General features: G+C 70.8%; 16 protein-coding genes. 11 read left to right on the top strand and 5 right to left on the bottom strand.

The features are described from left to right. Positions 1–113 precede the first annotated feature (113 nt). The 5 genes from yajC (at position 114) to PSQ21_RS04155 (ending at position 6,970) form a co-directional block, all read left to right on the top strand. On the top strand, positions 114–608 hold the full coding sequence (gene yajC / locus PSQ21_RS04175; protein WP_274029043.1) for a preprotein translocase subunit YajC: 495 nt from the start codon (positions 114–116) through the stop codon (positions 606–608). A 150-nt stretch (positions 609–758) separates the two neighbouring features. Next, positions 759–2,531, top strand: coding sequence for a protein translocase subunit SecD (gene secD / locus PSQ21_RS04170; protein ID WP_274029042.1), 1,773 nt, complete (start codon positions 759–761; stop codon positions 2,529–2,531). Between the two features lies 1 nt (position 2,532). Beyond that, positions 2,533–3,624 carry a protein translocase subunit SecF gene (secF, locus tag PSQ21_RS04165; protein ID WP_274029041.1) on the top strand — a complete coding sequence of 364 codons (1,092 nt, stop codon included), beginning with the start codon at positions 2,533–2,535 and terminating at the stop codon, positions 3,622–3,624. 3 nt (positions 3,625–3,627) lie between these two features. Then, the gene (locus PSQ21_RS04160; RefSeq protein ID WP_274029040.1) at positions 3,628–4,179 is read left to right on the top strand and encodes an adenine phosphoribosyltransferase; all 552 of its coding nucleotides are present in this window, start codon (positions 3,628–3,630) and stop codon (positions 4,177–4,179) included. Positions 4,180–4,348: 169 nt separating this feature from the next. After that, positions 4,349–6,970, top strand: coding sequence for a RelA/SpoT family protein (locus PSQ21_RS04155; protein WP_274029039.1), 2,622 nt, complete (start codon positions 4,349–4,351; stop codon positions 6,968–6,970). Between the two features lie 58 nt (positions 6,971–7,028). Here PSQ21_RS04155 and PSQ21_RS04150 read toward each other — a convergent pair whose 3' ends face one another. Beyond that, a complete protein-coding gene (locus tag PSQ21_RS04150; protein WP_274029038.1) occupies positions 7,029–8,258 on the bottom strand; it encodes a DUF349 domain-containing protein in 1,230 nt (409 codons plus the stop codon). A gap of 212 nt (positions 8,259–8,470) precedes the next feature. After that, positions 8,471–9,262 (bottom strand): peptidylprolyl isomerase, encoded by a 792-nt coding sequence (locus PSQ21_RS04145; protein ID WP_274029037.1) that lies wholly within the window; start codon positions 9,260–9,262, stop codon positions 8,471–8,473. A gap of 149 nt (positions 9,263–9,411) precedes the next feature. Between PSQ21_RS04145 and PSQ21_RS04140 the strand changes: the two genes are divergently transcribed. The 4 genes from PSQ21_RS04140 (at position 9,412) to PSQ21_RS04125 (ending at position 13,762) form a co-directional block, all read left to right on the top strand. Continuing rightward, positions 9,412–10,101 carry an MBL fold metallo-hydrolase gene (locus PSQ21_RS04140; protein ID WP_274029036.1) on the top strand — a complete coding sequence of 230 codons (690 nt, stop codon included), beginning with the start codon at positions 9,412–9,414 and terminating at the stop codon, positions 10,099–10,101. A gap of 15 nt (positions 10,102–10,116) precedes the next feature. Beyond that, positions 10,117–11,379 (top strand): histidine--tRNA ligase, encoded by a 1,263-nt coding sequence (hisS, locus tag PSQ21_RS04135; protein WP_274029035.1) that lies wholly within the window; start codon positions 10,117–10,119, stop codon positions 11,377–11,379. Positions 11,380–11,691: 312 nt separating this feature from the next. Continuing rightward, the gene (locus PSQ21_RS04130) at positions 11,692–12,330 is read left to right on the top strand and encodes a vitamin K epoxide reductase family protein (protein WP_274029033.1); all 639 of its coding nucleotides are present in this window, start codon (positions 11,692–11,694) and stop codon (positions 12,328–12,330) included. Between the two features lie 64 nt (positions 12,331–12,394). Beyond that, complete coding sequence (locus PSQ21_RS04125) at positions 12,395–13,762, top strand: replication-associated recombination protein A (RefSeq protein WP_274029032.1); 1,368 nt, start codon at positions 12,395–12,397, stop codon at positions 13,760–13,762. A 260-nt stretch (positions 13,763–14,022) separates the two neighbouring features. Here the strand turns inward: PSQ21_RS04125 and PSQ21_RS04120 are convergent, their stop codons facing one another. Next, positions 14,023–14,655 (bottom strand): FMN-dependent NADH-azoreductase, encoded by a 633-nt coding sequence (locus tag PSQ21_RS04120; RefSeq protein ID WP_274029031.1) that lies wholly within the window; start codon positions 14,653–14,655, stop codon positions 14,023–14,025. Between the two features lie 120 nt (positions 14,656–14,775). Between PSQ21_RS04120 and PSQ21_RS04115 the strand changes: the two genes are divergently transcribed. Then, positions 14,776–15,411: a TetR/AcrR family transcriptional regulator gene (locus PSQ21_RS04115; RefSeq protein ID WP_274029030.1), complete on the top strand. Its 636-nt coding sequence runs from the start codon at positions 14,776–14,778 to the stop codon at positions 15,409–15,411. 17 nt (positions 15,412–15,428) lie between these two features. On the opposite strand, the gene PSQ21_RS04110 is transcribed toward PSQ21_RS04115, so the two are convergent. Next, on the bottom strand, positions 15,429–16,130 hold the full coding sequence (locus tag PSQ21_RS04110) for a DUF2470 domain-containing protein (RefSeq protein WP_274029028.1): 702 nt from the start codon (positions 16,128–16,130) through the stop codon (positions 15,429–15,431). Positions 16,131–16,318: 188 nt separating this feature from the next. On the opposite strand from PSQ21_RS04110, the gene rpsD reads away from it, so the two are divergent. Continuing rightward, positions 16,319–16,933: a 30S ribosomal protein S4 gene (gene rpsD / locus PSQ21_RS04105; protein WP_274029027.1), complete on the top strand. Its 615-nt coding sequence runs from the start codon at positions 16,319–16,321 to the stop codon at positions 16,931–16,933. A 17-nt stretch (positions 16,934–16,950) separates the two neighbouring features. Here the strand turns inward: rpsD and PSQ21_RS04100 are convergent, their stop codons facing one another. After that, positions 16,951–19,164: an ATP-binding protein gene (locus tag PSQ21_RS04100; protein WP_274029026.1), complete on the bottom strand. Its 2,214-nt coding sequence runs from the start codon at positions 19,162–19,164 to the stop codon at positions 16,951–16,953. Positions 19,165–19,377: the final 213 nt, after the last annotated feature.

Raw genomic sequence — 19,377 nt, 5'->3', positions numbered from 1 at the left:
CATCGATGCGGACTCGCTTAGACTCCGCCGATGCCGCCCTTACCGGTCGGTGTACCCACCCCCGTATATACAGGCCGCATTCCAGCGCGGTCGTGCGAAGGAATTCCCGTCCCGTGGATATCTTGACTCTCCTCCCCTTCATCGTGCTCATCGGGGCCATGTTCCTGATGACCCGCTCCGCCAAGAAGAAGCAGGCGGCGGCCGCGCAGATGCGCAACGACATGCAGCCCGGCACCGGCGTCCGGACGATCGGGGGCATGTACGCCACCGTCAAGGAAGTCCACGACGACACCGTTATCCTCGAGGTCGCTCCCGGCGTGCACGCCATCTACGCGAAGAACTCCGTCGGCGCCGTCCTGGACGACGCGGAGTACAACCGCATCGTGCACGGTGACGACCCGGAGCTGGACGCGGACGGCACCGTCGTTCCCGACGACGCCTCCTCGCTGACCGGTGAGTCCGACGACGCCGAGGTCGCCAAGATCGACCTGGCCAAGGACGACGCGGCCGACGACGCCGAACCCGAGGACGCCGCGGTGAAGGACGTCAAGGACGCCAAGGACGCCAAGGACGAGAGCAAGACCGACGGCGACGCCGACTCCAAGTAGTTCTCACGATCCCGGGGACGTCGCGCGCCCACCGGCGCGCGGCGTCCCCGGGACCGTGCGGTCGTCTGCGGGGGCAGGGTCCCCACTACACTTCGTGGCCGCTCGGGCGCGTACCCGGCGCGGGGCGGTTGGACAGGGAGAAACGAGAAGGTGGCAGCACCCAAGAAGGGCCGAGGGCCGTCCGGCGGTCAGGGCAGGCCGGGGCGTGCCCTGGCTCTGATCCTCATCGCCATGGTCGCGCTCACCGGCGGGTTGTTCCTGTCCGGGCACACCACGCCCCGGCTGGGCATCGACCTGGCCGGCGGGACGTCGATCACGCTGGAGGCGCAGAACCAGCCCGGCAAGCCGAACGCGATCAACAAGACCAACATGGACACCGCGGTCGGGATCATCGAGCGGCGCGTCAACGGTCTGGGCGTTTCCGAGGCCGAGGTCCAGACCCAGGGCTCGAAGAACATCATCGTCAACATCCCCAAGGGGACGAACTCCAAGCAGGCCCAGGAGCAGGTCGGCACCACCGCCCAGCTCTACTTCCGGCCTGTTCTGACGGTGCAGGCGAGCGGCCCCGCGGAGCCCACGCCCTCCGGTTCCGCGACTCCCTCGGCCGGCGCCACCCCGAAGCCCGGTGAGTCCGCCGAAGGCGCCGACAAGCCCAAGGGCGAGGAGGCCGGCGGTTCGGAGGCCACCCCCTCGGCGAGCGCCACCACCCAGGGCCGCGCGGTCACCGGCGCCCTGACGAAGGACGACCCGACCCCCGGCGCCTCCGACAAGCCGAAGCCGTCCGACTCCCCCGAGGCCTCGCCTCCCGCGGACCCGGCCACGGCCAAGCTCCAGGAGGAGTTCGCCAAGCTCGACTGCAGCGACCCCAAGCAGCGCACGGAGGCAGGGCAGAACGCCAAGCCCACCGACTCGATCGTCGCCTGCGGCTCCAACGTCCCGGGCAGCTACGAGAAGTACGTGCTCGGCCCGGCCGAGGTCTCCGGCAGCGACGTCGACGAAGCCAAGGGCGCCATCGAGCAGCAGACCGGCGAGTGGATCGTGTCGATGGAGTTCACCTCCTCCGGCGCCAAGAAGTTCCAGAAGATCACCGGCCGGCTCTCGCAGCAGCAGCCGCCGATGAACCAGTTCGCGATCGTCCTCGACGGTGAGGTCGTCTCCGCTCCCTCGGTGCGCACGGCGCTCAGCAAGAACGCCCAGATCTCCGGCAGCTTCGACCAGCAGTCCGCCGAAGACCTCGGCAACATCCTGTCCTACGGCGCACTGCCGCTGACCTTCGAAGAGGTCAGCGTCACCACGGTGACCGCGGCGCTCGGCAGCGAGCAGCTCAAGGGCGGTCTGATCGCCGGCGCCATCGGTCTGGCTCTGGTCGTCGTCTACCTGGTCGTCTACTACCGGGGCCTCGCGTTCATCGCGCTCCTGAGCCTCCTGGTCTCCGGCGTGCTGACCTACACGATCATGGCTCTGCTGGGCCCGGCCATCGGCTTCGCGCTGAACCTGCCGGCGGTCTGCGGCGCCATCGTCGCCATCGGCATCACAGCGGACTCGTTCATCGTCTACTTCGAACGCGTCAGAGACGAGATCCGCGAGGGACGCACGCTCCGTCCCGCCATCGAGCGCGCCTGGCCGCGCGCCCGGCGCACCATCCTGGTCTCCGACTTCGTGTCGTTCCTGGCCGCCGCGGTGCTCTTCATCGTGACCGTCGGCAAGGTGCAGGGCTTCGCCTTCACGCTCGGCCTCACCACACTCCTCGACGTCGTCGTGGTCTTCTTCTTCACGAAGCCCCTCATGACGCTCATGGGGCGGACGAAGTTCTTCTCCCGCGGCGGCGCGTGGTCCGGGCTGGACCCGAAGCGTCTCGGCGCCCAGCCGCCGCTGCGCCGTTCGCGCCGTGTCAACGCCCCCACCGAACCGAAGGAGGCGTGAGATGTCGCGACTCGGCAATCTCGGCGCCCGGCTCTACCGTGGCGAGGTCGGCTACGACTTCATCCGTAACCGCAAGATCTGGTACGGCATCTCGATCCTGATCACCATCACCGCCATCATCGGCGTGGCGGTCGGTGGTCTGCGCATGGGCATCGAGTTCGAGGGCGGCGCGGTCTTCACGACCGACACCAAGGCCAAGATCTCGACCGCCCAGGCCACGGACGTGGCGACCGAGGCCTCCGGCCACATGGCGATCGTCCAGGAGCTGGGCAACGGCGGTCTGCGTATCCAGATCACCGAGGTCGACACCGCCAAGGCCAACGAGATCAAGGAGACGCTCTCCGACGAGCTCGGTATCCCGGCCAACGACATCAACGCGGACCTGGTCGGCCCCAGCTGGGGTGAGCAGATCGCGAACAAGGCCTGGACGGGCCTCGGGGTCTTCATGATCCTGGTGGTGATCTATCTGGCCATCGCCTTCGAGTGGCGGATGGCCGTCGCCGCCCTGATCGCGCTGATCCACGACATCACCATCACGGTCGGTGTCTACGCCCTGGTCGGCTTCGAGGTCACGCCGGGCACGGTGATCGGTCTGCTGACCATTCTCGGTTACTCCCTGTACGACACGGTGGTGGTCTTCGACAGCCTCAAGGAGGGCCAGAAGGACATCACCAAGCAGACCCGCTTCACGTACAGCGAGATCGCCAACCGGTCGATCAACAGCACCCTGGTCCGCTCCGTCAACACCACGGTGGTGGCGCTCCTGCCGGTGGCCGGTCTGCTCTTCATCGGCGGCGGCGTCTTCGGCGCGGGCATGCTGAACGACATCTCGCTGTCGCTGTTCGTCGGTCTCGCCGCCGGCGCCTACTCCTCGATCTTCATCGCCACGCCGCTCGTCGCCGACCTCAAGGAGCGCGAGCCGCAGATGAAGGCGCTGAAGAAGCGGGTCCTCGCCAAGCGGGCCGCCGCGGCCGCCAAGGGCGAATCGTCCGACGACGGACCCGAGGACCTGCGCGACGACACCGAGACCGAGACGGCGGGCACGACGATCGGCCGTCCCCGGTCGCACGGCCGCACCCCCGGGAAGCGCTGAGCGATGACGAGCACCACCGAATCCATCAGGGAGCTGCTGCTCAGCCGGATCCGCGATGTCGCGGACTACCCGAAGCCGGGCGTGATGTTCAAGGACATCACGCCGCTGCTCGCGGACCCGGTGGCCTTCACGGCACTCACCGACGCCCTCGCGGAGCTGTGCGTACGGCACGGCGCCACGAAGATCGTCGGGCTGGAGGCGCGCGGCTTCATCCTGGCCGCGCCCGTCGCGGTCCGGGCGGGCATCGGCTTCATCCCGGTCCGCAAGGCCGGGAAGCTCCCCGGCGCCACGCTGAGCCAGTCCTACGAGCTGGAGTACGGCAGCGCGGAGATCGAGATCCACGCCGAGGACCTCGACGCCCAGGACCGGATCATGATCATCGACGACGTCCTCGCCACCGGCGGCACCGCCGAGGCCTCGCTGGAGCTCATCCGGCGGGCCGGTGCCCAGGTCGCGGGCGTCGCGGTCCTCATGGAACTCGGCTTCCTCGCGGGCCGGGCCCGCCTGGAGCCGGGCCTCGCCGGAGCGCCGCTGGAGGCCCTGATCACGGTCTGAGCCGTCGGCCACCGCCCGGCGGCGGACGCCGAGCGCGAGGGAGGGGCACCCGGGAATACCGGGTGCCCCTCCCTCGTTGTGGATGCTCCCGACGTCCCCGGGCGAGGTCCGGCCGGGGGATCGATACCATGGGCTCTCCGGGTACCCCGGATCCGTACGAGGAGCGCTCTTGCCAGACGAGGCCCAGTCAGCCGCCGCCCCGCAGCCCGACAAGCCCGTGGCGGCCCCCGCCACGCCGCGGAAGGCCGCGCCCTCGAACGCGTCGGAGCCCGCGCCCGCCGAGCCCGCCGCCGACGCCGCGCGCCCCCCGGCCGCCGCGAAGCCCGCTCCTCCCACGAAGCCCGCGAGCCCCGAGGCGCCGCCGAATCCGGCCGGAACGACGGGCCCGGCGCAGCCGCCGCCGAGGAAGCCGGCCGCCGCCGCGCCCAAGCCGCCGCCCCCCGGGCCCCCCGCGAAGGCCGGAGCCACCACCGGGTCCGCCTCCCGAACCGGCGGATCCTCCAACCGCGTGCGGGCCCGCCTCGCCCGACTGGGTGTCCAGCGCTCCAGCCCGTACAACCCGGTCCTGGAACCCCTCCTGCGTACGGTCCGGGGCAACGACCCCAAGATCGAGACGGCCACGCTCCGCCAGATCGAGAAGGCCTACCAGGTCGCCGAGCGCTGGCACCGGGGTCAGAAGCGCAAGAGCGGCGACCCTTACATCACCCACCCGCTGGCCGTCACCACGATCCTCGCCGAGTTGGGCATGGACCCGGCGACGCTGATGGCGGGCCTGCTGCACGACACCGTCGAGGACACCGAGTACGGCCTGGACACCCTGCGGCGCGACTTCGGCGACCAGGTCGCCCTGCTCGTCGACGGCGTCACCAAGCTCGACAAGGTCAAGTTCGGCGAGGCCGCGCAGGCCGAGACCGTACGCAAGATGGTCGTCGCGATGGCCAAGGACCCCCGGGTCCTGGTCATCAAGCTCGCCGACCGCCTGCACAACATGCGCACCATGCGCTACCTCAAGCGGGAGAAGCAGGAGAAGAAGGCCCGCGAGACGCTGGAGATCTACGCCCCGCTGGCGCACCGGCTGGGCATGAACACCATCAAGTGGGAGCTGGAGGACCTCGCCTTCGCGATCCTCTACCCCAAGATGTACGACGAGATCGTCCGGCTCGTCGCCGAACGCGCCCCCAAGCGCGACGAATACCTCGCCATAGTGACCGACGAGGTCCAGGCCGACCTGCGCGCCGCCCGCATCAAGGCCACCGTCACCGGCCGCCCCAAGCACTACTACAGCGTCTACCAGAAGATGATCGTGCGAGGCCGCGACTTCGCCGAGATCTACGACCTGGTGGGCATCCGGGTCCTCGTCGACACGGTCCGCGACTGCTACGCGGCACTCGGCACCGTCCACGCCCGGTGGAACCCGGTGCCCGGGCGGTTCAAGGACTACATCGCGATGCCCAAGTTCAACATGTACCAGTCACTGCACACCACGGTGATCGGTCCCAGCGGCAAGCCCGTCGAGCTCCAGATCCGCACCTTCGACATGCACCGCCGCGCCGAGTACGGCATCGCCGCCCACTGGAAGTACAAGCAGGAGCCCTCCGCCGGCGCCTCCAAGGTGCGTACCGACGTACCCAAGAGCACCGGGCGCGGGCAGGACACCGTCAACGACATGGCGTGGCTGCGCCAGCTCCTGGACTGGCAGAAGGAGACCGAGGACCCCAGCGAGTTCCTGGAGTCCCTGCGCTTCGACCTCTCGCGCAACGAGGTCTTCGTCTTCACGCCGAAGGGCGACGTGATAGCGCTGCCCGCCGGCGCGACCCCCGTCGACTTCGCGTACGCCGTCCACACCGAGGTCGGCCACCGGACCATAGGGGCACGCGTCAACGGGCGGCTCGTCCCGCTCGAATCGACGCTCGACAACGGCGACCTGGTCGAGGTCTTCACCTCCAAGGCGGCCGGCGCCGGACCCTCCCGGGACTGGCTCGGCTTCGTCAAGTCACCGCGCGCCCGCAACAAGATCCGCGCCTGGTTCTCCAAGGAGCGCCGCGACGAGGCCATCGAGCAGGGCAAGGACGCCATCGCGCGCGCCATGCGCAAGCAGAACCTGCCGATCCAGCGCATCCTGACCGGCGACTCCCTGGTGACCCTCGCCCACGAGATGCGCTACCCGGACATCTCCTCGCTGTACGCCGCGATCGGCGAGGGCCACGTCGCCGCCGCCGGCGTCGTACAGAAGCTGGTGCAGGCACTCGGCGGCCACGACGAGGCCAACGAGGACCTCGCCGAGTCCACCCCGCCCTCGCACGGCGGTCGCGGCAAGCGCCGCGCCAACGCGGATCCCGGCGTCGTCGTCAAGGGCGTCGAGGACGTCTGGGTCAAGCTGGCCCGCTGCTGTACGCCCGTCCCCGGTGATCCGATCATCGGCTTCGTCACCCGGGGCAGCGGCGTCTCCGTGCACCGCGCCGACTGCGTCAACGTGGACTCGCTCTCGCAGCAGCCCGAACGGATCCTGGAGGTCGAGTGGGCCCCCACGCAGTCCTCGGTCTTCCTGGTCGCCATCCAGGTCGAGGCTCTGGACCGCTCCCGGCTGCTCTCCGACGTCACCCGGATCCTCTCCGACCAGCACGTCAACATCCTCTCGGCGGCCGTCCAGACCTCCCGGGACCGGGTGGCCACCTCACGCTTCACCTTCGAGATGGGCGATCCCAAACACCTGGGACACGTCCTGAAGGCCGTACGCGGCGTGGAGGGCGTCTACGACGTCTACCGGGTCACCTCGGCCCGCAGGCCGTAGGGGCGAAAGGGGAGGGCCCCGGTACGCGACGCGTACCGGGGCCCTCCCTTGTCCGACGTCAGCCGCCGAACTCCTCCAGGCCCTTGAGCGCCTGGTCCAGCAGCGCCTGACGGCCCTCCAGCTCCTTGGCCAGCTTGTCCGCACGGGCGTTGTTGCCGGCGGCGCGCGCGGTGTCGATCTGGCCGCGCAGCTTGTCCACGGCGGCCTGGAGCTGACCGGTCAGACCCGCGGCGCGGGCCCGCGCCTCCGGGTTCGTCCGGCGCCACTCCGACTCCTCGGACTGCTGCAGCTCCCGCTCCACCGCCTGCATCCGGCCCTCGACCTTCGGGCGGGCGTCACGCGGTACGTGGCCGATGGCCTCCCAGCGCTCGTTGATGGACCGGAACGCGGCCCGGGCCGCCTTGAGGTCCTTCACCGGCACCAGCTTCTCGGCCTCCGCGGCAAGCTCCTCCTTCAGCTTGAGGTTCTCGCCCTGCTCGGCGTCCCGCTCCGCGAAGACCTCGCTGCGGGCGGCGAAGAAGACGTCCTGGGCGCCGCGGAAGCGGTTCCACAGGTCGTCCTCGGACTCGCGCTGGGCGCGGCCCGCCGCCTTCCACTCGGTCATCAGGTCGCGGTAGCGCGCGGCCGTGGTCACCCAGTCCGTGGAGCCGGACAGCGCCTCGGCCTCGGTGACCAGCTTCTCCTTGGCCTTGCGGGCGTCCTCGCGCTGGGCGTCCAGCGCGGCGAAGTGGGCCTTGCGCCGCTTGGAGAACGCCGAGCGGGCGTGCGAGAAGCGATGCCACAGCTCGTCGTCCGACTTGCGGTCGAGGCGGGGCAGACCCTTCCAGGTGTCCACCAGCGCCCGCAGCCGCTCGCCGGCCGAGCGCCACTGCTCGCTCCGCGCCAGCTCCTCCGCCTCGGCGACCAGCGCCTCCTTGGCCTGCTTGGCCTCGTCGGTCTGCTTGGCCTTGAGCGCCTTGCGCTCCTCGCGCCGCTCCTCGACCGTCGCGACGAGCGCGTCCAGCCGCTTGCGCAGTGCGTCGAGGTCGCCCACCGCATGGTGCTCGTCGACCTGCTGCCGCAGATGGCCGATGGCCGTCGTCGCGTCCTTCGCCGACAGGTCGGTGGTCTTCACCCGCCGTTCGAGGAGGCCGATCTCGACCACCATGCCGTCGTACTTGCGCTCGAAATAGGCCAGAGCCTCCTCGGGGGAACCGGCCTGCCACGATCCGACGACCTGCTCGCCCTCGGCTGTACGCACGTACACGGTGCCCGTCTCATCGACGCGGCCCCACGGGTCGCTGCTCACAGCGCCTCCTCCACCTGATGCCTGCGAGGGGGTTCGCCCCCCGGGCATCGTCCACAGTTTCCTGGGGCGGGCATCGCCCGCCCTGCACAACGCCAATCTAGGCGACCGGCCACCCGGCTGTCCGCACTCAGCACGGCCGAAATTCTTCGCTCCGGTCCGGGGCAGCGCTCCGCTCGGCCCACGGCCGCCCGGCCGGTCGCCGTCCCGCCGGTTCAGCCCTTCTCGACCGAGGCCTTCTCGATCGACACGGCCTTCTTCGGGGCGCCATCGCCCGCACCGCCCTCGACACCGGCCTCGCCGACCTTCTGGACGGCCTTCAGCGAGGCGTCGTCCATCGTGCCGAACGGGGTGTAGGTGGGCGGGAGCTTCGTCTCCTTGTAGACCAGGAAGAACTGGCTGCCCCCGGAGCCGGGCTGACCGGTATTGGCCATCGCCACCGTGCCCGGCGGGTAGACGACCGTGCCGTCGGCGCCCGCCTTGCCGAGCGCGTCCAGGTTCTCGTCCGGGATGTTGTAGCCCGGGCCGCCCGTGCCGTCGCCCTTGGGGTCGCCGCACTGGAGCACGAAGATGCCCTGCGTGGTCAGCCGGTGGCACTTGGTGTCGTCGAAGTAGTTCTTGTCGGCGAGCGCCTTGAAGGAGTTCACCGTCTCCGGAGTCTTCGCCGCGTCCATCGAGAACGCGATGTCGCCCTGGCTCGTCTTGAGCGACATCGTGTACGTCGCCTTCTTGTCGATCTTCATCGGCGGCGTGGGAGCCTTGCTCTCGCTCTCCGAGGGCTCCGGGGTGGGGCTCTGGCTCGCCGCGGCCTCGTTCTTCTTGTCCTTGTCGTCGTCCTTGCCCGCCACGACGAACGCGCTCACGCCCACGACGGCGACCACGGCCACCGAGGCCGCGACGATCGCGGTGACACGCCTCGTCCTGCGGCGGGCCTCCTCCCGGCGCTTCTGCTGGCGCTCGAACTTTTCCCGGGCGAGCTGCCGCCGCCGCTGTTCGCTGCTGGACACCGGTTGGGCTCCTTGTTACGTCGTGGGATGAGGGCCTGAGTTGCCCGTACCGTATATGGGTTACCTGTGTCATGAGGAGCGCCGGTAGGCTCTGATCCGCTGCATCCTTCGCCGTTGCCGCATCCTCCGGACGAACATTAAGGACGATCGTGCTCATTGCCGGGTTCCCCGCCGGGGCCTGGGGGACCAATTGCTATCTGGTCGCCCCCGCCGCCGGTGAGGAGTGCGTGATCATCGACCCGGGCCACCAGGCCGCCCAGGGCGTCGAGGAAACGCTGAAGAAGCATCGGCTCAAGCCCGTCGCCGTCGTCCTCACCCACGGCCATATCGACCATGTCGCCTCGGTCGTCCCCGTCTGCGGCGCCCATGACGTCCCCGCCTGGATCCACCCCGAGGACCGCTACATGATGAGCGACCCGGAGAAGGCGCTCGGCCGCTCGATCGGGATGCCGCTCATGGGCGAGCTGACCGTGGGGGAGCCGGACGACGTCAAGGAGCTGACGGACGGCTCGAAGCTGGCCCTGGCCGGTCTGGAGTTCGGCGTCTCGCACGCGCCCGGCCATACCAAGGGGTCGGTGACGTTCGGGATGCCCGAGGCCGCGGACATTCCGCCGGTCTTCTTCTCGGGCGACCTGCTCTTCGCCGGCTCCGTCGGACGCACCGACCTGCCCGGCGGCGACCACGCCGAGCTGCTCGAGTCGCTGGCCCGCGTGTGCCTGCCGCTCGACGACTCGACCGTGGTGCTGTCCGGCCATGGACCCCAGACGACCATCGGCCGCGAGCGCGCCTCCAACCCGTATCTGAACGGTCTGGACGCGGCGCCGCGCCGAGGAATGTAGACGAGAGACGTATTCGTGAGCACCTTTCAGGCCCCCAAGGGCACGTACGACCTGACCCCGCCGGACTCCGCGAAGTTCCTGGCGGTGCGCGAGGCCATCGCGGCCCCGCTGCGCGACTCGGGGTACGGCTACATCGAGACGCCCGGCTTCGAGGACGTCGAACTCTTCGCACGCGGTGTCGGTGAGTCCACCGACATCGTCACCAAGGAGATGTACACCCTCACCACCAAGGGCGGCTCCCAGCTGGCCCTGCGCCCCGAGGGCACCGCATCCGTGCTGCGGGCGGCCCTGGAAGCCAACCTCCACAAGGCGGGCAACCTCCCCGTCAAGCTCTGGTACTCCGGCTCGTACTACCGCTACGAGCGCCCGCAGAAGGGCCGCTACCGTCACTTCTCGCAGGTCGGCGCCGAGGCCATCGGCACCGAGGACCCGGTCCTGGACGCCGAGCTGATCATCCTCGCCGACCAGGCGTACCGCTCGCTGGGCCTGCGCCAGTTCCGGATCCTGCTGAACTCGCTGGGCGACAAGGAGTGCCGCCCGGTCTACCGCGAGGCGCTCCAGACCTTCCTGCGGGACCTGGACCTCGATGACGAGACCCGCCGCCGCGTCGAGATCAACCCGCTGCGCGTCCTGGACGACAAGCGGGCCGACGTGCAGAAGCAGCTCACCGACGCCCCGAAGCTCCGCGACCACCTCTGCGACGCCTGCAGGGCGTACCACGAGGAGGTCCGGGCGCTGCTCACGACGGCCGGCGTGCCGTTCGAGGACGACGAGAAGCTGGTCCGCGGCCTCGACTACTACACCCGCACGACCTTCGAGTTCGTCCACGACGGTCTCGGCTCGCAGTCCGCGGTGGGCGGCGGCGGACGCTACGACGGGCTGTCCGAGATGATCGGAGGCCCCGCGCTGCCGTCCGTCGGCTGGGCGCTCGGCGTGGACCGTACGGTCCTCGCGCTGGAGGCCGAGGGCGTCGAGCTCGACCTGCCCGTCACCACCAGCGTGTACGCGGTCCCGCTCGGCGAGGAGGCCCGCCGGGTGTTGTTCGGCGTCGTCACCGAGCTGCGCCGCGCGGGGATCGCCGCCGACTTCGCGTTCGGCGGCCGGGGCCTGAAGGGCGCGATGAAGAGCGCCAACCGCTCGGGCGCGCGCTACACCCTGGTCGCGGGCGAGCGCGACCTCGCCGAGGGCGTCGCCCAGCTCAAGGACATGGAGTCCGGCGAGCAGGGCCCGGTGCCGCTGGCCGAGGTCGCGGCGGAGCTGACGAAGCGCCTCGGCTGACCGGGGCGTGAGCGGGGCGCGGGCGGCGGGACCTCGGTCCCGCCGCCCGCGCCTTTCTCGTCCGCCGTCAACCCGGCGGGCGGGGACTCACCCTGGCCGGTGATTCCGGCTGGGTGCCGCCCGCGCGCCCGACGTCACCGGACCGGTGCCGGGCACACGTACATCTTCCGTCGTCCCGGCCTCGTCACCTCAGGAGTCCCCCCGTAGGGGCGCTCATGGGCGTACACCTTTATGTCCATCGAACGGTTGATCCGTACGGGGGTGCGGCACAATGACCTTGCCCGGCTGACCACTCGGTGACGGAACGGCGATATGACGACTGCAGCGGTAGACCACGATCTCTCCTCCGATCAGGACGAGGGCGGCCGCAAGCGCGCCTTCGGGGCCGGGCGCGGTCTCGCACTGCTCCTGGTGATCACCGGCGCGGCCGGACTACTGGCCGCCTGGGTCATCACCCTCGACAAGTTCAAGCTGCTGGAGGACCCCTCCTTCACCCCCGGGTGCAGCCTCAACCCCGTCGTCGCGTGCGGCAACATCATGAAGAGCGAGCAGGCCTCAGTGTTCGGGTTCCCCAACCCGATGCTGGGCCTCGTCACGTACGGCATGGTCATCGCCATCGGGATGGGCCTGCTCGCCGGGGCGCGCTTCCGCAGCTGGTTCTGGCTCGGGCTGAACGCCGGGACGCTGTTCGGCGTCGGCTTCTGCACCTGGCTCCAGTACCAGTCGCTGTACAACATCAACTCGCTCTGCCTGTGGTGCTGCCTGGCCTGGGTCGCCACCATCGTCATGTTCTGCTACGTGACCACGCACAACGTCAAGCACCGCATCCTCCCGGCCCCGGCCTGGCTGCGCGGCGGGCTCACCGAGTTCCCCTGGGTGCTTCCGGTGATGTGGATCGGGATCATCGGCATGCTGATCCTGACCCGCTGGTGGGACTTCTGGACCAGCTGAGCACCCACGACTTCGGCAGGTGGCCCCGGCGGCGCTGTCAGTGGTGTCGCATAGGCTTCATGACGTGGAGCCCGACCTCTTTACCGCAGCCGCCGAAGACCGCCAGGAGAAGGACCCGTCCAGCAGCCCCCTCGCTGTCCGGATGCGTCCCCGCGTCCTCGACGAGGTCGTCGGCCAGCAGCACCTGCTGAAGCCGGGCTCGCCGCTGCGCCGCCTCGTCGAGGGGAGCGGCGGTCCGGCCGGCGCGTCCTCGGTCATCCTGTGGGGCCCGCCCGGCACCGGCAAGACGACCCTGGCGTACGTGGTCAGCAAGGCGACCAACAAGCGCTTCGTCGAGCTCTCCGCGATCACCGCGGGCGTCAAGGAGGTCCGGGCCGTCATCGAGAGCGCGCGCCGCGCCACCGGCGGCTTCGGCAAGGAGACCGTCCTCTTCCTGGACGAGATCCACCGCTTCTCCAAGGCCCAGCAGGACTCCCTGCTCCCCGCCGTGGAGAACCGCTGGGTGACTCTCATCGCCGCCACCACGGAGAATCCGTACTTCTCGATCATCTCCCCGCTGCTGTCGCGGTCCCTGCTGCTCACCCTGGAATCGCTGACCGACGGCGACCTGCGTGATCTGCTGCGGCGGGCGCTGACCGACGAGCGGGGGCTCGGCGGGGCGGTCACCCTGCCCGAGGACGCCGAGGCGCATCTGCTGCGGATCGCGGGCGGCGACGCGCGCCGGTCCCTGACGGCGTTGGAGGCCGCGGCGGGCGCGGCCATCGCCACGGGCGAGGCGGAGATCACCCTGGAGACGCTGGAGGCGACCGTCGACCGTGCCGCCGTGAAGTACGACCGTGACGGCGACCAGCACTACGACGTGGCCAGCGCGCTCATCAAGTCGATCCGCGGCTCCGACGTGGACGCCGCTCTGCACTACCTGGCCCGCATGATCGAGGCGGGGGAGGACCCGCGGTTCATCGCCCGGCGGCTGATGATCTCGGCCAGCGAGGACATCGGCCTGGCCGATCCCACCGCGTTGCCGACGGCCGTGGCCGCCGCCCAGGCGGTGGCGATGATCGGATTCCCGGAGGCGGCGCTCACCCTCAGCCACGCCACCATCGCACTGGCGCTCGCCCCCAAGTCCAACGCGGCGACCCTGGCGATCTCCGCCGCGCGGGAGGACGTGCGCAAGGGGCTCGCGGGGCCCGTCCCGGCCCATCTGCGCGACGGCCACTACCAGGGCGCCGCCAAGCTCGGCCACGCCCAGGGGTACGTCTATCCGCACGACGTGCAGGGCGGCATCGCCGCCCAGCAGTACGCCCCGGACGCGGTGCGCGACCGGCGGTACTACACCCCGACCCGCTACGGCGCCGAGGCGCGGTACGCGGACGTCGTCGAGCGCGTCCGCGAGCGCCTGGGCCGTTCCGGCGAGAGCGCGGACGCTCCCTAGGTCGCGCGGCGGACCGTGATCCGAGGCGCTGAAGGGCCGCCCGGCTCCTGGAGGAACGCGGCGGTCAGACGGTCCTGAGCGGGGCGAAGGACCTCGCCGCCCACGGCGTGGCCGTCACACCGGGGCCGGCGAGGAGTGTCCACGCGGCCGGGCGGCTCGGTCCCCTGCTCACCGCACGCGGCAAGCGCGAGGACCATGCCGAGCTCCCGGCGACGGATGAACCCGGCCGGCCCCCGTGATCACGCGGGCGGAGGGCCGCGTCAGTTGCCGGCCATGGTGAGTCCGGCCTCGCGCGCCTGCTCCTTGGCGGCGGTGTGGTGCTGGTCCGCGAGGTCCCGCAGCTGCTCCATGGCCGGTGTGGTGGCAGCCAGGGTCAGCTCGCGCTTGACCAGGGTGAGGTCGGCCTGCCACACGTCGCGGACGATGCGCTCCAGGTATGAGGTGGAGTGGTCCCATCCTTCGCGCGGCGCGCCCGGGCCGTAGCCGCCGCCGATGGTGGTGATCAGGGTGGTGGGCTTGCCCTTGAGCACCGGGTCGGTGGGGCCCGCTCCGGCGATCACGAGGTCGACCCAGGCCTTGAAGTGCTGGGAGACCCCGAAGTTGTAGAACGGCACCGCGAGAAGGACCGCGTCCGCGTTGCGCAGCTCCTCCACGAGCGTCGCCGCGAGGGCCGCCGCGTCGCGCTGGGCAGGGCTCCGGTCCGCCTCGGGGGTGAAGCCGGCCGTGGTCGCCAGGGCCCAGGCATCGGAGGGGAGGGGATCCGTGGCGATATGCCGTCGCGTCACGGTGGCGCCGGGGTGTGCGGCAGTCCACTCGGCCTCGACCAGGGAGGCCAGTTCGGCGCTGGCCGAAGTGGTCGGAAAGATGCTCGCGTCCAGACGGAACAGGTTCATCGTGGAACTCCTCAAGGGCAGTCGTGGAGGGCGGTCGGCGGGAAGGCCCAGGGCAGGCAGCTCGCCACCGCCATAAACGGACCATACCCCGCTTAGCCTGGAGGGCGGTAGGTTGGACAGGTGAACGGATCCCTCATCCCGCTGGGCCGGCCCCGTCCCGAACGCGCCGACGCCGTGCGCAACCGCGAGCTGCTCCTCGCGACCGTCCGGGAGATGCTGGCCGACGAGGGCGCCTGCGGCGTCACGATGGACGCCCTCGCCGAACGCGCCGGCCTGGGCAAGGGCACCGTCTTCCGGCGCTTCGGCACCCGCGCCGGCATCTTCCGCGCCCTGCTCGACGCCGACGACCGCGCCTTCCAGGAACAGGTGCTCCACGGCCCGCCCCCCCTGGGCCCGGGCGCGCCCGCGCTCGACCGCATGGTCGCCTACGGGCAGGCCCGGATCGCCTTCCTGCTGGACCATCACAGCGTCGCCCGCGCCGCCCTCGACCGGAACCAGCCCGTCCCCGCCGGCGCGGCGTCGATCACACGTGTGCACCTGCGCGTCCTGCTGGGGCAGGCCGAGGTCGATCTCCCCGACCTGGACAGCCTGGCCGTCCAGCTGACCGGCGCCCTCGAAGGCCCGCTGCTGCTGTTCCTGGCCATGCCCGAGACCGACGAGCCCCTCTCCTCGACCGAAGGCCGACAGCTGGCCGAGAGCTGGAGCGTCCTCGTCCACCGCCTGCTGAGCGCCCCGTCCGACCACGAGAGCGGCTGACCGGAAGCTCCGCCGGATCAGGAGGCGGCCGCCTCGAAGAGTGTGCGCATGGCGCGGCGCAGCTCGGTGACGTCGCGGACCGGTTCCGGGAACTCGAAGCGGGCGTCGAAGCAGGAACCCCGGTCCTCGACGAAGCGGACCCGCAGCCCGAAGCGGTCCAGGGCGACCGGTACGGCCCGGAGCGGGTGGGAGGAGCGGGTGCGGGTGGTGCGTTCGCCCAGCAGACCGCACAGGGTGCGCATCTGTTCGTCGTGGGCGGAGTGCAGGTGCTGGAGCAGCTCCGGCTCGTGGAGGACCAGCGGGTCCGGGGCGGCGTCCCGGAAGTCCTCCGGCTCGATCTCCTCGGCGCCCCAGAGGTCGTCCACGTACGCCTCGCCGAACTCCAGGCGCAGCATCATCCGGCCGGGCCCGGCCAGGCCGGGCACGGAGGTGAGCCAGCCGGAGACCCACGCGCGGCCGCGGATCCGGTGCGGTACGGAGACCGGGGCGACGTCCGTGATCTCCAGCACGGCGGCCAGCTCGTCGCCCTGCGCGTGCGTCGCGGCCCGAACAGCCGGGGAATCCGCGGGGAACGCGAGGAACAGGTCGCCCTCGGGGCCCATGCTCCTGCTCTCCGGGATCAGGGGCTCGGCGCGGGCCGGATCGAGCCCCGGTACGACGAGCAGTGCGGAGCAGGTACTCTGTACGAGAGTTCGTGTGCGCTCGGCTGCTGACGGCATCCGAGTGTTTTCAAGCCCGCTGGGACGCGGCTGACCACGATCAGATCGGCCTTCCGTCGTAGCAGCACCTTCAGGTGTGCTGCCGCTGTCTGTGCTGTCCGTGACGTGAGTGGTGTTCCCAGGGCTAGACATGCGATCTCCTTGAGTAAGGTAAACCTAACCTAACCCACAACGGAGGTCTGGAGAACGTGCCTAACCAGTCGCGTCCCAAGGTCAAGAAGTCGCGTGCCCTCGGCATCGCTCTGACGCCCAAGGCTGTCAAGTACTTCGAAGCTCGTCCGTACCCGCCGGGCGAGCACGGCCGTGGCCGCAAGCAGAACTCGGACTACAAGGTCCGTCTGCTGGAGAAGCAGCGCCTGCGTGCGCAGTACGACATCAGCGAGCGCCAGATGGTGCGCGCCTACGACCGCGCCAAGAAGGCCGAAGGCAAGACGGGCGAGGCGCTGGTCGTCGAGCTCGAGCGCCGCCTCGACGCCCTGGTCCTGCGTTCGGGCATCGCCCGCACCATCTACCAGGCCCGTCAGATGGTCGTCCACGGCCACATCGAGGTCAACGGTGGCAAGGTCGACAAGCCGTCGTTCCGCGTCCGTCCCGACGACGTCGTGATGGTCCGCGAGCGCAGCCGCTCCAAGGTCCCCTTCCAGGTGGCCCGCGAGGGTGGTTACGACACCGACGGTGAGACCCCGCGCTACCTCCAGGTGAACCTGAAGGCCCTGGCCTTCCGCCTGGACCGGGACCCGAACCGCAAGGAGATCCCGGTGATCTGCGACGAGCAGCTCGTCGTCGAGTACTACGCCCGCTGATCCAGGCGTAGCCGCTCTCACCAGCGCTCCGGCCCGCCCCTCCCTGTCATCCGGGAGGCGGCGGGCCTTCGCGTTCCCCCGGGCCCGCCCGCCGGCGGCGCCCCGCCCGCGCCCGGCCCGTCCACCGCCGCGCCCGGTCCGCCGCCGCCCAGGGCCCGGTCGACCGCGGTGCCCGTATCCAGCCGCCGGCCCACCCGCAGCCCGTCCTCGTACGCCGCGCTCCCCATCTCCCGGCGCGCCCGCTCCTCGCACTCCGCCCGCGGCCGCCCGTAGAACGCCGAGCCGAACAACCGCAGCCCCACCGACGGCCAGATGCCCTCCGCCGCACCCTGGAGCACGGCGGCCTCCCCGGCGTCCCCCTCCACCACCGTCACCAGGGCCAGCAGCTCCAGCGACAGCACCGTGCCCAGCAGATCGTTGAACGTCCGGCTGATCGTCAGGCACTCCCCGAGCATCTGCCGCGCCCGGGCCGGCCGCCCCCGCCGCAGCGCCGCGTACGCCAGGACGTACAGCGCGTACGCCAGCGCCCACCGCTCCCCGTGGTCCTCGCAGATCTCCCGGACCTCGTCGCAGATCGCCGCGGCCGCGTCGAGATCACCGAGGAACGCCACCGCCATGGCCAGTTCCACCTGCGCCATCAGCACGTTGCTGTTCAGCTCGCCGACCTCGCGGTACCGGCCGAGTGCCTCGCGGAGCAGCTCCTCGGCGCGTGGCAGGTCGTCCGTCACGATCGCCAGGCACCCCGTGCGGTGCACCGCGTACGCCAGTGCGGTCGCGTCCCCGGAGCGTTCGGCCTCCTCCCTGCACTCCTGGAGCGCCGAGATCGCACCGACCGCGTCGCCCTGCAGCACGGCGACATAGCCCAGCACCCACAGCACCTTCAGCCGTGCGGCATCGTGCGGGGACGGCTCCTCCAGGACGTGGTCCAGCCAGTACCGGCCCTCGGACAGCCGCCCGCAGCCGGCCCAGTAGAACCACAGCGTGCCCGCCAGGTACTGCGCCAGATGCACCTCGTCGGGGCTCTCCATCGAACACTCCATCGCCCGGCGGAGATTGGGCAGTTCGCTGTCGACGCGGGCCGCCACCTCCGCCTGGCGCGGACTGAACCAGTCCAGCTCGCACCAGGTCGCGAGCCCCAGGAACCAGTCCCGGTGCCGCCGCCGCAGCCGCGGGGCGTCCCCGGCCGCCGCCAGCCACTGCGCCCCGTACTCGCTGACCGTGTCCAGCAGCCGGTAGCGCGCACCGGTCGGGCCGTCCTCGCGCTCCACCACCGACTGGGCGAGCAACTCGTCCAGCACATCGAGCACCGAGTCGGCCGGCAGATCCACCCCGCCGCAGATGTACTCGGCGGCCTCCAGGTCGAACTGCCCCGCGAACACCGAGAGCCGCGCCCACAGCAGCCGTTGCTCGGGCGTGCACAGCTCATGGCTCCAGCCGATCGCCGTACGCAGCGTCTGGTGGCGGGGCGGCGCGCCGCGGCGGCCGCCGGTCAGCAGCCGGAACCGGTCGTCCAGGCGCAGAAGCACCTGTTCCACCGAGAGAGCGCGCAGCCGCCCGGCCGCCAGTTCGAGGGCCAGCGGAATCCCGTCGAGGCGGCGGCAGAGCTCCAGCACGGACGCCCGCTCACCCGGCGTCGGATCCCAGCCCGGCCGCACCCCGCGCGCCCGCTCGGTGAAGAGCTCCACGGCGTCCCGGTCGGACAGCGGGGCGAGCGGGAAGGTCCGTTCCCCGTCCACCCGGAGGGGGCGGCGCCCGGCCGCGAGCACCTGGAGGCGCGGGGCCCGGCGCAGGAGTTCGGTGACGAGGTCGGCGCAGGCGTCGACGAGGTGCTCGAAGCCGTCGATCACCAGGAGTGTCCGGCGCTCGGAGAGATGTTCGACGAGGACGGTGCGCGGCGGCCTGCTGGTGTGATCGGTCAGGCCCACCGCGTCGATCAGGGCGTGTTCCAGCAGGTCGGGATCGCGGACGGCGGACAGCTCCGCCAGCAGGACCCCGTCGCAGTACCGTTTCTCCCGAAGTGCGGCGAGCCGGATGACACACCGGGTCTTGCCCACGCCCGCCACTCCGGCGACCGTGACGAGCCTGTACTCCTCCAGCAGCCCGCTCAGCTCGGACAGTTCGTCCTCGCGCCCCACGAAGGGGTTCAGTTCGGCCGGGAGGCTGCCGGTCGCCGCCGCGGGGCGGCCGTCCGGATCGTCGGCGTTCGGGCAGGGGTCCTGCAGGCGTCGCATAAAACACGGAGCGTACTGGCTTGAAAGCTCTCCGTACAATCTCGTCGGGGTAACTCCCGCCCCGCCCGCGGAGAATGCGGTAGGGGAGGAGATGCGCGGCGCGATAGGCTCGTGTGACGACGATCGGGCGCGCGGGCCGAGGCCCGGACGCGACCGACGGAGACAAGGCCCTGCAGGGCCGGAGCGACGAGCAGAGAGCGGTGCACAGTGTCC

The organism is Streptomyces sp. MMBL 11-1 (assembly GCF_028622875.1).
Classification (GTDB): Bacteria; Actinomycetota; Actinomycetes; order Streptomycetales; family Streptomycetaceae; genus Streptomyces.
This window is presented reverse-complemented; position numbering and strand designations above follow the sequence as displayed.